The organism is Acinetobacter sp. DL27, from assembly GCF_055810995.1.
This window is the reverse complement of record NZ_CM147947.1, coordinates 1435425-1448969: the sequence shown is the minus strand read 5'-3', so window position 1 is coordinate 1448969 and position 13545 is coordinate 1435425. Positions and strand designations below refer to the sequence as shown.

General features: G+C 38.8%; 14 protein-coding genes. 5 read left to right on the top strand and 9 right to left on the bottom strand.

What is annotated here, in order from left to right; all coding sequences use genetic code 11:
• Positions 1-2: 2 nt before the first annotated feature.
• A complete protein-coding gene (locus tag AC0KVP_RS06935; RefSeq protein WP_081408287.1) occupies positions 3-137 on the top strand; it encodes a DUF2256 domain-containing protein in 135 nt (44 codons plus the stop codon).
• A gap of 14 nt (positions 138-151) precedes the next feature.
• On the opposite strand, the gene AC0KVP_RS06930 is transcribed toward AC0KVP_RS06935, so the two are convergent.
• The 3 genes from AC0KVP_RS06930 to AC0KVP_RS06920 all read right to left on the bottom strand — a co-directional run bounded on the left by AC0KVP_RS06930 (position 152) and on the right by AC0KVP_RS06920 (position 1486).
• A complete protein-coding gene (locus AC0KVP_RS06930) occupies positions 152-406 on the bottom strand; it encodes a TIGR03643 family protein (RefSeq protein WP_058952279.1) in 255 nt (84 codons plus the stop codon).
• Positions 407-585: 179 nt separating this feature from the next.
• Positions 586-987: a hydroxyisourate hydrolase gene (gene uraH / locus AC0KVP_RS06925; RefSeq protein ID WP_004981585.1), complete on the bottom strand. Its 402-nt coding sequence runs from the start codon at positions 985-987 to the stop codon at positions 586-588.
• Positions 988-997: 10 nt separating this feature from the next.
• The gene (locus tag AC0KVP_RS06920; RefSeq protein WP_473340447.1) at positions 998-1486 is read right to left on the bottom strand and encodes a GlcG/HbpS family heme-binding protein; all 489 of its coding nucleotides are present in this window, start codon (positions 1484-1486) and stop codon (positions 998-1000) included.
• 105 nt (positions 1487-1591) lie between these two features.
• Between AC0KVP_RS06920 and AC0KVP_RS06915 the strand changes: the two genes are divergently transcribed.
• Entirely contained in the window at positions 1592-2263 is a 672-nt protein-coding gene (locus tag AC0KVP_RS06915) for a heavy metal response regulator transcription factor (RefSeq protein ID WP_339400912.1), read from the top strand.
• Entirely contained in the window at positions 2263-3639 is a 1377-nt protein-coding gene (locus AC0KVP_RS06910) for a heavy metal sensor histidine kinase (RefSeq protein ID WP_473339867.1), read from the top strand. Before AC0KVP_RS06915 ends, AC0KVP_RS06910 begins: the two co-directional genes overlap by 1 nt.
• A gap of 45 nt (positions 3640-3684) precedes the next feature.
• Here AC0KVP_RS06910 and AC0KVP_RS06905 read toward each other — a convergent pair whose 3' ends face one another.
• The 5 genes from AC0KVP_RS06905 to AC0KVP_RS06885 form a co-directional block, all read right to left on the bottom strand.
• Positions 3685-4641 carry a sensor domain-containing diguanylate cyclase gene (locus tag AC0KVP_RS06905; RefSeq protein ID WP_473339865.1) on the bottom strand — a complete coding sequence of 319 codons (957 nt, stop codon included), beginning with the start codon at positions 4639-4641 and terminating at the stop codon, positions 3685-3687.
• A 129-nt stretch (positions 4642-4770) separates the two neighbouring features.
• Complete coding sequence (locus AC0KVP_RS06900) at positions 4771-5703, bottom strand: IS5 family transposase (RefSeq protein WP_473336427.1); 933 nt, start codon at positions 5701-5703, stop codon at positions 4771-4773.
• Between the two features lie 591 nt (positions 5704-6294).
• Positions 6295-7593 (bottom strand): glutamate-1-semialdehyde 2,1-aminomutase, encoded by a 1299-nt coding sequence (gene hemL, locus AC0KVP_RS06895; protein ID WP_339422586.1) that lies wholly within the window; start codon positions 7591-7593, stop codon positions 6295-6297.
• Positions 7594-7635: 42 nt separating this feature from the next.
• Positions 7636-8256: a thiamine phosphate synthase gene (gene thiE / locus AC0KVP_RS06890; protein ID WP_168159284.1), complete on the bottom strand. Its 621-nt coding sequence runs from the start codon at positions 8254-8256 to the stop codon at positions 7636-7638.
• A 518-nt stretch (positions 8257-8774) separates the two neighbouring features.
• Positions 8775-9158 (bottom strand): Mpo1-like protein, encoded by a 384-nt coding sequence (locus tag AC0KVP_RS06885; protein ID WP_126036870.1) that lies wholly within the window; start codon positions 9156-9158, stop codon positions 8775-8777.
• A gap of 286 nt (positions 9159-9444) precedes the next feature.
• On the opposite strand from AC0KVP_RS06885, the gene AC0KVP_RS06880 reads away from it, so the two are divergent.
• Positions 9445-10905, top strand: coding sequence for a CYTH domain-containing protein (locus tag AC0KVP_RS06880; protein WP_473339860.1), 1461 nt, complete (start codon positions 9445-9447; stop codon positions 10903-10905).
• Positions 10906-11308: 403 nt separating this feature from the next.
• A complete protein-coding gene (locus tag AC0KVP_RS06875) occupies positions 11309-12769 on the top strand; it encodes a CYTH and CHAD domain-containing protein (protein ID WP_473339858.1) in 1461 nt (486 codons plus the stop codon).
• A 69-nt stretch (positions 12770-12838) separates the two neighbouring features.
• Here the strand turns inward: AC0KVP_RS06875 and AC0KVP_RS06870 are convergent, their stop codons facing one another.
• Positions 12839-13471: a hypothetical protein gene (locus AC0KVP_RS06870; RefSeq protein ID WP_473339856.1), complete on the bottom strand. Its 633-nt coding sequence runs from the start codon at positions 13469-13471 to the stop codon at positions 12839-12841.
• Positions 13472-13545: the final 74 nt, after the last annotated feature.

Here is a 13545-nt window from a genome sequence, read left to right as displayed (position 1 = left end):
CGATGAAAAAACAGCATCTCCCTGAAAAAATCTGTATCCATTGTTTGCGCCCTTTTACTTGGCGCAAGAAATGGCACCGCTGCTGGGAGGAAGTACAATATTGTTCTGAACGATGTAAACGTGAGTCCAGACGGTAATCAAAATCAAACACTTAGAAACGCTTGTATTGGCGTGAACAATAGGCCCGTATCACATCAGGTAAACGCAGCTGCAGATGCTTGGTTTTTCGGCCTGTCACACGTGCACGCCACATTTTAAAGCTACTGGGTTTCATATTTTGCCGCATCAAGCGGATCACTGCCGCTTCGTTCAAACCAAACTCACATTGAATGGCTTCAAATGGGGTTCGATCCTCCCAGGCCATTTCGATAATTCTGGATAAGTCTTCTTCAGAAAATTGATTCATGCCATTCTCATTTTAATTACTATGAAGCTTCAATAAGTTCTATCAACTCATTTACATAACTTGAGTCAACTTTAATTCAACTAAAAGCATAATAATACGATCATGAATTTTTTGTGATTTTCTCTAGTTTACGGACTAAACACAAATAATAGGGCTAGTTAGACTAGCCCTTTTAAATCTTAGTTGCCTCTATAAGTCGAATATCCATAAGGACTTAGAAGTAGAGGAATATGATAATGGCTGACACTTCCATCTACCTTAAAAATTACAGGAACTTCAGGAAAGAAGGTATCTTGCTTATTTTTTTTAAACCAGTCCTCGGTTTTAAAGGTAACTTTATAAATACCAGCTTCAAGCTTCTGATTTTCAGGAAACAATCCAGTAATACGGCCATTAGGGCCAGTATATTGCTGATTTAATTTCACCCATTTATTCCCAGTACTTTTTTCGAGTACCACCTCGACTTGAGCGGAAGGCAGACCATTTTCTAGATTCAACACATGCACACTTAAGGGGTTAGTTTGTGCAAAAGTCATTGAGGTCAACAATAGTGTTGAGAGTGGCAATAATTTTTTAAACATGATGGATTCCTTAAGGATTGAAAATAGACTTAACAGCTGTATCAGCGCAGTAATGGTCATTTTTTGCGCCCCCTGCTCCGGCAACGCCAATGGCGCCGACCACTTGACTCTCATAACGCACAGGTACGCCGCCACCTAACAATAGTAAATTTGATAAAGTGGTTAAATTTTTTGCATCCTTATTTTCATGGGCATTTTGACTTAACAACATGGTCGCCATTTTGGTGGATAAAGCGGTATAGGCTTTCTTTTCGGCTGCGCCTAAATTATGTGGCCCGACAGTTTCATGTCTCTTTGAAATCAAGGTATTTCCTCCCCGATCTACCACCACCACGGCAATATTGTGCTGTATTTTTTGACATACGGTCACAGCAGCATCAATAAGAGTTTGTGCTGTCTGAGAATCAAGTGAATAAACTTGATTCAATTGAACGGATTGTGCAAAAGTACTGCTACTCATCAGCATTACTGTTGCAATAAGCCCTTTGAGTTTGTTCATCATGATTGCCCTGAATTAAGTTTTAAAAATCTTATACAATCTGAATGATTTGGATGATGACAATCACATTACAAAGTTGTCATCTTCAAAATGAGCCTGAACAAAATGTGTATTCTAATTATCGAAGATGAAGTGAAAATCGCCTCATATCTAGTTAAAGGGTTAAATGAATCTGGCTATGAGGCGCAATGTGTCCATTCAGGGCTAGAAGGCTTGGAAAAGTTAAAAATGCATGCATATAGTCTGGTTATATTAGATGTGATGTTGCCCGATATAGATGGCTGGGCAGTCCTGAAAGTATTACGACAATTTTCTAAGATTCCAGTAATTTTTCTTACCGCAAAAGACCAAGTGATTGATCGGGTCAAAGGTTTGGAACTAGGCGCCGATGATTATCTAGCCAAGCCTTTTTCTTATATTGAATTACTGGCCCGAATTAAAAGTCTACTTAGACGTCAGCAGTATGTAGAGGAAAATCAATTAGAAATTGCAAATTTAAAATTGGATTTAATCCATCATAAAGTCTGGCGTAACCAACAGCCTGTAGAACTCAGTAAAAAAGAATTCAATCTTTTGCGCTTCTTACTTCGCCATCCGAATGAAATTATTACGCGCAGGCAAATAGCGTCTGAAGTCTGGCAGATCAATTTTGATACCGATACTAATTTTATTGATGTGGCTGTGCGGCGTTTACGCAGTAAAATTGATGAGGGACATGATATAAAGTTAATTCATACTGTTCGCGGTTTGGGCTATAAAATTTCGGTAGACAAATAATGTTTAACCCCATTCGTTCGCTAGAACTACGATTAACACTACTGGCTACCACTTGTGCTGCGATGGTTCTGTGTACTGTGGCGTTGATGACTTATTTTAGCATCAACCAGATTCTAATTGCACAGCAAGATCGGGCTTTGATAGAACGTATTGAACGTCTGGAAATTTTATTGCAGGACAGTCGCAATATTGAGCAGATTATCGCGCAGCCGAAGCTGTATCAAAATATGCTCGGCAATCAGGACAATCTATTTGTATTGCTTAAAGGGAATCAGGCTCTGATCAACATTAATCCTCTTGGCATTCCACTGCCTGAATTTATCCACCAGCCTCAGATTCAATTCCGTGATTTATCAGCTTATGCTTATCCCACCCGTATTGCATGGAAAACTATTCAAATTAATCGACAACCCTATCTATTAATTGCAGGCAAGCAGTGGTCGGAACGTTTAGCGATTATCTCGCCTTTTAAAAAACGTCTTTTTATCTATGTGTTTAGCGGCATTCTAGCCATTTTCATACTTTGCGCGATTGCCAGTCGTTTCGGATTGAACGCATTAAGAACACTACGCAAACAAACTCATGCTATTAGTATTCACAAACTTGAACAGAGACTTAATCTGAATCATCCTCCTCAAGAGATCGAACAACTAGCCTCCGATATTAACGCCATGCTTGGCCGTATTGAACTAGGATATAGCCAACTGAATCGTTTTTCCGAAGACATTGCTCATGAATTCAGAACACCTTTAAATAATTTAATCGGGCAAACCGAAATTTTACTCATGAGTGAACGTAGTCCCGCACAGTATCAGGAACTCTTGATTTCCAACTTAGAGGACTATCAACGTTTAAAACGAATGATTGACAGCATGTTATTTCTAGCACGCGCAGATGCGCACAAAGTTTGCTTAAACAAACAGAAGATTCAACTTCAATCATTTATAGAAGATATATTCAGTATTTTCGAGTATCAAGCTGAAGAACAACACTGCAATTTTGTTTTAAGTCTTGAAGCGACTGAGCTATCGGCAGATCCTGAACTGTTACAACAAGCGCTGTATAATCTGATATCAAATGCGCTCGTTCACGGAGGCAATCACCGAACTATTTATGTGCTTAGCCACCGGAAGATCATTAATAATATGCAAATGATTACATTATCTGTAATCACCAGTGGTTTGGAAGTTGCCCCTGAGCATTTGCCTCATCTCTTTGAGCGTTTTTATCAGTGCAACTCCAGCAGACAAAGCCCTCATCAAACGGGTGGTTTAGGACTATCGATTGTTGCATCCATTTTAACGCTTCATCAGGGAATGTATCAGGCAGTCAATAGCGCAGAAGGTATATGCTTTGAATTGTGTTTTCCTAAATAGTCTTAAATTTAAATGTATGTATTAGGACATCAGTAAAGTAAATATTTACGTTATATTAAAAATTAATTTAGACTTTAATTTTTTCTTATGCATATACATTTTTTTATCAGCTTGTTCTGCTGCAAATAGTAAACCTTTATTTGGAACTCTCATTGAAAAACCAATAGCTATACTAATATCAGCCTCACAAAAAGCATCTAAAATTCTTTTTAAAAGCATTTCAGCCCCTACTGAGTTGTTTTCCATACTTAATATTACAAATTCATCTCCACCTAATCTAGCAATAATATCATTACTGCGCACTGTATTAACAAGTACACTTGCAGCGCACTGTATTAAATGATCACCAGCCAAATGCCCCAAACTATCATTAACTTGTTTCAAATCGTTTATATCAATAAAAAAAATTGCTGCTGGATGACCATACCGTTTACATCGCTCTTCTTCCTTTTCTAAGAATTCTTCCCAAGCTCTTCTATTGTATAAACCAGTCAAATCATCTTTAAATACTTTTTTTCTTAAACTTTTAAACTCATTAATATGCTTGAATTGACGTAATTCAGCTTGAAGTATTCTACTAAGTAAATCACCTAATAGTTCTATTATAGCTATATCTTGACTTATATTTTCAGATTTTGTTTGAGGGTGAATAGCACATAATGTTCCAAATAAGCTACCATCCTCATTAGTTATAGGTTGGCCAATATATGATTTAATACTTACCTGATTATTAATTGGTGCACTTGCATATAGTGCAATTTTTTCTGAGGCAGGAGCAATTTTTGGACCATTTCCTTTAACCATATGGCAACAAAATGAATCAGCCCATTTAAAAACTTGACCTGGTTTAATATGATATCCATGGTCTTCTGTTTGCAGTACTATCCAATCATCACCTTCTACCCGAGTAATCATACATAAGTCAAATCCAAACCTCTGATGTAAAAAATTTAAAATTTCTCTTCCTGCATCTTCAAAATTTTTAAACTTTTGTTTATTCATTAAAGTAGTCCTTGGTTGTATACTAGCCATCTTTCGGTGAAACTTTTGATCCTAAACATACATTCTTATATCAAAATGGCTTTGTTGCACAAAGATTTAAAAATTAAGATTTCCCATATCTACTCAAATTTAAGTGGCAACTTGGGTGTGAGGTCGGCCTAACTCTGTGAATTTATTTAATACTGCTACACGTGCATGCATCTCATTGACTTGGCTTTGAAAGTTTCTCGAACTGAGTTTATCCCCCAATAATTTGATGCAATGCATCTTAGTTTCGACCAAACTTCGCCGATGATAGCCTGACCATTTTTTCCATAGTGTCCTGCCTAAACGTTTAACTGTTCGAAGTAATTCATTTCGCTCTAGCGAGCTGATCTTTGTATCTTTCCAAGGTTTCGCATTTTTTCTTGGCGGAATCACCGCATGCGCTTGCCGATCTGCAATGACCTGACGGCATTGCTTGGTGTCATAAGCTCCATCGGTATAAACAGAGTCAATCTGATCATCTTGTGGAATCTGATCGAGTAAATCACCAAGCACTTGTGAATCACTCACATTATTTGTAGTGAGTTGAATAGCGCGTATTTGAAGGGTTTCAGCATCTATACCAATATGAAGTTTACGCCATTGGCGACGATATTCAGGTTGGTGTTTCTTACGCTTCCATTCACCTTCGCCTAGAAACTTTAAGCCAGTAGAATCGACGAGTAGCTGGAGACCATTACTGCTTTTTTGATAGTTAATTGCAATATCAATATGCTTTTGTCTTCTGCAGATGGTGGAATAGTCTGGTGCTGTCCAATCTAATCTACAAAGATGAATGAGACTTTGCACAAAGCCAGTGACCATGCGTAAAGACAATCGAAATAGGGATTTGATCATCAGACAGCATTGGATGGCTGTATCTGAATAAGTTTGATTTCGACCATGTTTACCTTTGGGTTGAGCGTACCATTGAGTCTTGGGATCGAACCAAATTGAGAGATTTCCTCGATTTATTAATGCACTGTTATAAGAAGACCAATTGGTTGTACGATAGATTTTAGGTGTGGGCTTATTCATTTGCGAATTATATTGCCGAATAAGACTTTATCGGTAGGTTTGTGCAACAAAGCCTTATGGACTCACTTTATTATTAGATTTATCATTAAAACTAAAGTTTATTTTTCCATTTGATAAAATACTCCTCAGAATATATAAATGCAAATATATTATTTTATCTATAAATGATGACAATTAATTATTTCAAAATCATTTAAAAATATATAAGTTTTTTATTTTCATATAAACAAAGTAAAATCGTCGGAATTAATATTTCATATTGTAACTAAAAGCATTAATTTTTATTTAACATAATTTATTTAATCTTTATTTTCTTCCTCACATTAATATAAATAACTGATTTAACTATTTTTATAAATCCTCTTTTTAATAGAATCGATCTATTAAATTTGTGATCTGTATCACACTTACAAACTTAGCATATCTCAGCTTTATTGAGGCTGTATTTAAACGTATTGATAAGTTTGATGAAGTATAAATTCGGTAGCGACCAACATTAAGTAGCGCTTGATTTTCATATTGAATTCCACAATTAAAATGCTATAAAAAAGCCCATCAAATGAGATGGGCTTTTTTAACAAGGACAAATACTTACTTCATACTTGCAAAAACTTCTTTCGCTGCTTGCAGCGTAAATTCAATGTCTTCATCAGAATGGGCAGCTGAAATAAAGCCAGCTTCAAACGCAGATGGTGCAAGGTTCACACCACGGTCTAACATACCGTGGAAGAACTTACGGAATGCATCGATATCACACTTTAACATCGAGTCAAAGCTGGTAATGTCTTCTTGATCGGTAAAGTACAAACCAAACATACCGCCTACTTGTTGTGTTTTAAAAGCAATACCCGCTTCATCAGCTGCTGCTTGTAAACCCACAAGAAGTTTTTCTAGCTGCGCTGTCAATTTTTCATAAAAACCATCTTGGCGCAGGTGTTTAAACATCTCAATCCCTGCACGCATTGCAAGTGGATTCCCCGACAGTGTTCCAGCTTGGTAAACTTTACCCAGTGGTGCAATACACTCCATCACTTCTCGTTTCCCACCAAAAGCACCAACGGGTAAGCCTGCACCAATAATTTTACCCAAAGTGGTTAAATCAGGAGTCACGCCATAGTAAGCTTGCGCACCACCCAATCCAACACGGAAACCAGTCATCACTTCATCAATGATAAAAACAGAACCATGTTCATCACATACATTACGAATCGCTTTTAAGAAGCCTTCTATTGGTTTGACTAGGTTCATGTTCCCTGCCACAGGCTCCACAATCACGCCTGCAATCTCTGAACCAAACTTAGCAAAGCACTCTTTTAAAGTAGCAATATCGTTATATGGAAGAGTCAGTGTGTGTTTGGCAAAGTCGGCAGGAACACCTGCCGAAGTCGCTTCACCTTCGCCGCTGGTTAGCAAGCCAGAGCCTGCTTTTACTAGCAGTGAGTCTGAGTGACCGTGGTAACAGCCTTCAAATTTTACAATCTTGTCACGACCTGTATAACCACGTGCAAGACGAATAGCTGTCATGGTAGCTTCAGTACCTGAGTTGGTCATACGAACCAGCTCAATTGACGGCATAATTTCGCAAATAATGTCGGCTAAAGTTGTTTCATGTACGGTAGGCGCACCGAAGCTTAAACCATCCACAGCAGCATTTTGAACTGCTTTAATAATTTCAGGATGAGCATGACCTAAAATCATTGGTCCCCATGAGCCCACATAGTCTACATAGCGCTTACCATCAACATCGTACAAGTATGCACCTTGCGCCTTTTCAATAAAGACAGGTGTTCCGCCTACGCTATTAAATGCACGTACAGGTGAGTTCACACCACCCGGAATATGTTTGCTTGCTTGTTTAAACAATTGTTCTTGCTTTGGAGATAAGCTCATGAAGTTACTCAACTCAAAAAATAAAAAAACATCTAAAAACGCTTAAGCTTTAGATGCAAATAAATCAGCCCACTGTTCTATACGATCAGGAATCGCAGACATTGATAGCCCTAATATATCACTAATCACCGCGCAAAGGTCGGCACCAGCTTCGATCACTTCACCTGAATTTTCAACTGTTAAGCCACCAATCGCACAAATCGGCACATTCAATTTGGCTTTGGCTTCTTTTAAAGTCTCTAAGCCAATATTGCCAGCCTCTGGCTTGGTTTCAGTTGCGTAAATTGCACCAAAAGCGACGTAAGTTGCACCTTCAGCAATCGCCTTTTCAGCCAGCTCAATCGAGTTCAAACACGTACGACCAATCACCGCACCTTTTGGCAGGCGTGCGACAGCTTCGGCAACTTCACCATCACCTTGCCCTAAATGCACACCAACACCGTATTTGACTGCCATTTCTAAGTCATCATTGATCACAAAAGGAACACGATACTCAGCGCACATCGCTTTCATATACTCGACTTCGTAAGCCTGTTCTTCTTTGGGTACTTTTTTACGGCGATACTGCAAAATGGCAACTTCACGTGTTGCCATTGCACCTTCTAATTTAGCCAAAAGTAGCTCTAAAGGATCATCATTTGTAATTAAATATAAACCGCGCATTTAACTCTACCTTTGGGTTATGTCGTTCTATTATAAAGCTAAAGGCGACTGATGCTTTAATGAATTGGAACTGAAAATGCTTTGCTTTGCACAAAAATCCCGCGACCAAGCTCAGGCTATGTAAAAATACCTATTTTCAGTGATAGTCGCCCCACCGCTTTCGCAGTTTAATGGATACAGAAAGCAACAAGAATAAAATAAAAATAACAACTTTATAACAAGAATAAGAGACACGCAGCGATCTGATACGGCTTTTTAGCTTTTTAAACCAGTGGTGTTTGAACAACATCATAAAAGCTAAAAAGCCGCATATTTTATTTAAAATCCAGATAAAAAAAGCCTAGAGAAGGTCGCTCTAGGCTTGGAAAACTAAAAGCACTTTGAAGTTCAAAGCACTTATATATTATTTGATGAAAATATAAACAACAATCTCATTATTAGAACATTAACTCATACTTTGCAACTGTTAATTTCAAGCTTTGCATAAAACTTTCATGATGAAGTCACAAAGTGCTTCACTAACTTGGAATTTTATCCAAAGCACGATCTTGTAAGCTTAAATTTCCACGTAAAACATCGGAAAACATGCGCCAGTCAGAAATAAAACTATACAAAGGCTGTTTAAAACTGGCCGGCTTATTTTTTTCAAAAACAAAATGACCTACCCACGCACAAGCATAGCCAGAGACTAAGCCGTATATAAAATAACGCGGCTTGCGTTTAAGTATAGCTTTAGAGAAAAAGTACAGCCCAATAGAACTGCCCGCGACGTGTAGCCGACGACTCATGATGTTGCGGTGCTCTGTTAGATAAAAACGATAAAACTGGTGATAGCCCTTAATCGGTAACTGAAAATTAGGTTCAGCATCGTGTTCTTGTTTCGGTTCAACCTGAGCATTCATCTGTCATCATCCTGATGGTTTTTTACCAACATAGCTGAAAATATGCAGTCTGCAAAGTGCAATCGCCTCTGGGCGCGCGTCCACTAAAAACAGAATTGTTTTTTGATCAATCTCGCACTGCAACTTTGTTTTATTGTGTCGTCAAGTCTTACATACTGTCTCTTTTTCGCTACAATCCAGTGGTCCATTGGTGTGCCTTTAGCGCACATAAAAACAAACTACAGATCATGCATCTAAATACATAAAGGCTTGGCACTGACCTAGCCCCTCAAATTAGGAATTTTTCATGGTTGAAATTGAATTAAAATTTCAGATTAGCGAAACACGACGTACCGCCCTTCTTAAAGCTTTAGATCCTAAAAAATCTGAAACGATTCAACTTCAAGCCAAGTATTTTGACACGCCTGATCGCCTCTTGGCCCAACACGGCGCTGCTTTGCGTCAGCGTCTTGAAGGTACTAGCTGGATTCAAACACTCAAAGCCGCAGGAAAAAGTCATTTACACCGTTTTGAACATAATCATCATTTGGGTGAGTTAGAGTCATCTCCTGAACTGGACTTAAGCATTTATGCAGCTATTCCAGAGGCTCAACAAATTTTAACCCAAGCTTTAGGAGTGGACGCAGCTGCGTTAAAGCTCACCTTTGAAACGGACATCCAACGCACCTATCGCGTCATTGAGTTTGAAGATGCTGAAATTGAAGTCTGTTTGGATGTTGGAGTGGTTCGCGCAACTGGTCGAGAACAGACCATCCATGAGGTAGAATTCGAACTCAAATCAGGCTCTGTTCAGTCGCTTTTGGCCTTTAGTTTTGAATGGGTGAAGAAGTATCAACTGTGGTTAGATGTCCGCAGCAAAGCCGAAATGGGTAATCTACTGGCACTTGAGCAAACCGTAAGTCCAGCACGTTTTGAAAAAGAGTTTGTCTTATCGAAAAAAGAAAGTGCGGCACATAACCTGAGTTTGTTGATTGGTCAGCAAATGCAACATTTACTGCCGAATATTGCTGCAATTTCAGCAGGTGTTGCTGAGCAAAGCCATATTGATCAAGCACAAACTGCTTTAGAGCACTTACAACTGACCTTGGCTTTATTTAAAGACTGGAATAGTAATATTTCTGATAAATGGGCGATGCAACTTGCTGCATTCAAACATCAGTTTGATCATTTACAACATTTGCAGCATATGCAAAGTACCTTAGGCGCTTTTCTTCAAAACCCAACCACCACTGAAAATCTCGCCAAAGACATTTTATATGCTCAAGAAAAGCTTGGAAATTTAGTTAAATCGACGCAGAACGTGCATCATTATCTTGAATTATTGACCTTTAGTTTAAGTTCACATGATCAGGTGCAAAAGCAGGATTTAAAAACCTATGCACATAACACCCTGCAAAACCAATATCGACAGCTACAAGAAAGCTTGAATGCTGCGGATATTAGCCACTTTGAAAGCTTAGATGTATTGGCGCAGAAAATTAAGGAATTGAAGTTTAGCTTTCCTATTTTAACATCAATTTATGATGTGAAAAATTTGCAGAAATACAGTAAAGCGTTGAATGATGCCCAACAAGCTGCACATGAATATCAAATCTTGGCGACTTCAGCTGCATATATTCAACAGACCGAACTTGAAGCCAGTGATTGGTTTGTTTTGGGTTGGCTCACGGCAAAGCTTGAAGTTTATGCCGATAAACTTTTAGAAGCGACAGAACAGTTCTTAGTTAGCCGTAAATTCTTAAAATAACGCTCTGTATACCAAAGCAGTCATGTTAAATACATGACTGCTATCCATCCTCCACAAGGCCTGACAAGCCGCAAAACCACGATAGAAGATCGTGGTTGGTATATCCAAACCACTAATTTATCTATGACAAAATGGCCTATTATCAAAACAATACAGGCTTTATATTCATTTTTATTCTTAAAAAGTAAGGCTATACATTGCTACTCAACGTCGAGTTATAGTCACCTCACGGCGAAAATCAGTACTTAGTTACCATTGTATATTTTTTAAACTCCGCCTCATTATTTTAAAAGTGACATTTAGCGCACTATTTCTGCTCTTTTAGCAGATACCCACCCAAAACTGGTCTTTTTTTACTCAATTTAGCATATAGTAAAACCTAGGTCGTCATGAGTCATGGGCTATGCAAGAGATTGAGTTTAAGTTTCAAGTTCCAGTTAAGAAGCGTAAGGCCTTGCAAAAAGCGTTTACGCTACTCAAGGCTGAGCCGATTCATTTGGCAGCTCAATACTTTGATACAGCTGATCAAACGCTTGCTAAGCACTGTATAGCAATTCGACGGCGTCTGGAAAATGATGCATGGAAACAAACCTTCAAAGCAGTGAACAGCGCAAAAGCATTGAGTCGCTTTGAACTTGAATTTGATATAGCGCCTCCTGAGACGACTACACTCGACTTAGATAACTATAAAGATTATTCCGCTATCTATAAAAAATTAAAACGTGCTTTGGGGCTTCCACTTCCAACCCTTGAATTGCTCTTTGAAACCAAGATCCAACGTTTGCGTGCTTTGCAGGATGTTGGAAGTAGTACAGTTGAAATTGCACTCGATATTGGCAAAATTTTTAAAGAACAAAGCAGTGTAGATATTTTCGAAATCGAATTTGAATTAAAACAAGGATCGATAGAAGATCTGATCGCATTTATACAAGCTTGGGTTCAAAAATACCAACTGAGTCTCGACACACACAGTAAATCTGACTATGGACTTCAGGTCGTTCGTCAGCAAAGTTCCTTTCCTGCACAATATCAAACACCTCTTGTACTGAACAGAAGCTCAAACGAAGCTAAGGCTCTACAAAGCATGGTGGACAATTGCTTACAGCACCTACTCCCTAATGCCAGTTCAATTGCTCGACAGCAGTACTCCAGTGAGCATGTGCACCAAGCCCGCGTGGCAATCCGCCGCTTACGTAACGCACTAAAAAGTTTTGCTGCATGGTCGGAGGACATTCAACCTCACTGGAAAAAGGAACTCACTACTATTTTTCAAGCCTTAGGTGGAACACGGGACATTGATGCACTGAATGAAGATTTACTTCCTCAACTGATTGAGGCAGGTTATCCATTAGACCATCTTGCCCCAAGTACAGAAGTCATCACTGATGTCTGTGCCCTATTCCAACGACCAGAAACGACGCAACTTTGGCTTGAATTAATTTTATTTTCAGAGCAAGAACTAGATTCGCCTTCAAAAAACAAACTGAAAAAACATGCACTCAAAGTGATACAGGCTTTACACCATAAAATACGCGCACATGCCGAGCACTTTAGCCAGCTTGAGGATGAGGAAAAACACCGTATTCGTAAACAAGTCAAACAACTGCGTTATAGCATTGAGTTTGTGGCGTCTTTACTCGATGCAAAAGCTTTAAGAACCTATTTGAAAAAACTCAAAGCAGTTCAAGAAAGCTTAGGGCACTATAATGATTTGGTGGTTGCAGACACCTTATTTCAACAAGCCTCTGAACCAGAAGCCGCTTATAGTTTTGCCACAGGATGGATCGCCGCGGAAAAAAATAGAATGCTGAAATTGGTTGAACAACAGCTGAGGCTGTTCAGTCAAACCAAAAAGCTGAAATAGCCTTTAAACCAAAAAATCCATTAACAGTAAAAGGCTCTTTTATAAGTAAATTCCCTGCCAACACCTAAGTTAACGATACTTGCCGTACACTTTCCACGTATTGTTATCTGCTAAGGGGTCGTTATAACTATCACTGCGCTGCTTACGTGGTTTGTCTCGTGCATCAACTAGTTCAAAGTCTGCTTCGGTACTTAACACGATACCATTTACATAAAATCGGGTACGGGTATATTCGCTTTGTCCATGCTGAAAGACATAGGTTCTGAGATCAATAAACTCACGATGTGCAACCAAGGCGGCATTATCATCGCTGTCCAACCAAGCGCGCATAGCCTGCACCTGCTCTGGTTCAAACTGCCCACATTTTTCGATTAGGCTTGCAATACCGCGAAAACTTTTAGATTCTTTGGCACGGGTTTTATTAATCCGAATACGATCGACGTGAAAATAAAACAGCGGTAAGTTCAAATGACTGGGTAAATGAATTGCATCCACTACCTCATCTTCCATAAAAGGCTGGAACAAGTCTTGTGCCCGCTCAATCAAACCCGTCCACTGAAGATAGTAGTCCTCGACTTCCGCTTTCGTGCCGTAATAGATTGGTAAGCCTTCAACATTGGCTAGATTTTGTGGTGGCCAAATGTTTTGACGCAATAAAGCAATATCACTTTTTAAACTTTGTACCGCAATCGCATCTTGCATGGATATTCTCTATTTTATTGCTTAGGCTATTTTTAGATTAAGGCAAAGGTTTAGTTTCTGCAAGGCTTTGCCTA

What these genes read in the sequence shown, in the direction of transcription:
- hemL (WP_339422586.1), bottom strand. Translation starts at nt 7,593, where the DNA reads ATGAGCTTATCTCCAAAGCAAGAACAATTGTTTAAACAAGCAAGCAAA.
- uraH (WP_004981585.1), bottom strand. Translation starts at nt 987, where the DNA reads ATGTTTAAAAAATTATTGCCACTCTCAACACTATTGTTGACCTCAATG.
- thiE (WP_168159284.1), bottom strand. Translation starts at nt 8,256, where the DNA reads ATGCGCGGTTTATATTTAATTACAAATGATGATCCTTTAGAGCTACTT.
- AC0KVP_RS06935 (WP_081408287.1), top strand. Translation starts at nt 3, where the DNA reads ATGAAAAAACAGCATCTCCCTGAAAAAATCTGTATCCATTGTTTGCGC.
- AC0KVP_RS06905 (WP_473339865.1), bottom strand. Translation starts at nt 4,641, where the DNA reads ATGAATAAACAAAAGTTTAAAAATTTTGAAGATGCAGGAAGAGAAATT.
- AC0KVP_RS06885 (WP_126036870.1), bottom strand. Translation starts at nt 9,158, where the DNA reads ATGAATGCTCAGGTTGAACCGAAACAAGAACACGATGCTGAACCTAAT.
- AC0KVP_RS06920 (WP_473340447.1), bottom strand. Translation starts at nt 1,486, where the DNA reads ATGAACAAACTCAAAGGGCTTATTGCAACAGTAATGCTGATGAGTAGC.
- AC0KVP_RS06870 (WP_473339856.1), bottom strand. Translation starts at nt 13,471, where the DNA reads ATGCAAGATGCGATTGCGGTACAAAGTTTAAAAAGTGATATTGCTTTA.
- AC0KVP_RS06915 (WP_339400912.1), top strand. Translation starts at nt 1,592, where the DNA reads ATGTGTATTCTAATTATCGAAGATGAAGTGAAAATCGCCTCATATCTA.
- AC0KVP_RS06900 (WP_473336427.1), bottom strand. Translation starts at nt 5,703, where the DNA reads ATGAATAAGCCCACACCTAAAATCTATCGTACAACCAATTGGTCTTCT.
- AC0KVP_RS06910 (WP_473339867.1), top strand. Translation starts at nt 2,263, where the DNA reads ATGTTTAACCCCATTCGTTCGCTAGAACTACGATTAACACTACTGGCT.
- AC0KVP_RS06880 (WP_473339860.1), top strand. Translation starts at nt 9,445, where the DNA reads ATGGTTGAAATTGAATTAAAATTTCAGATTAGCGAAACACGACGTACC.
- AC0KVP_RS06930 (WP_058952279.1), bottom strand. Translation starts at nt 406, where the DNA reads ATGAATCAATTTTCTGAAGAAGACTTATCCAGAATTATCGAAATGGCC.
- AC0KVP_RS06875 (WP_473339858.1), top strand. Translation starts at nt 11,309, where the DNA reads ATGCAAGAGATTGAGTTTAAGTTTCAAGTTCCAGTTAAGAAGCGTAAG.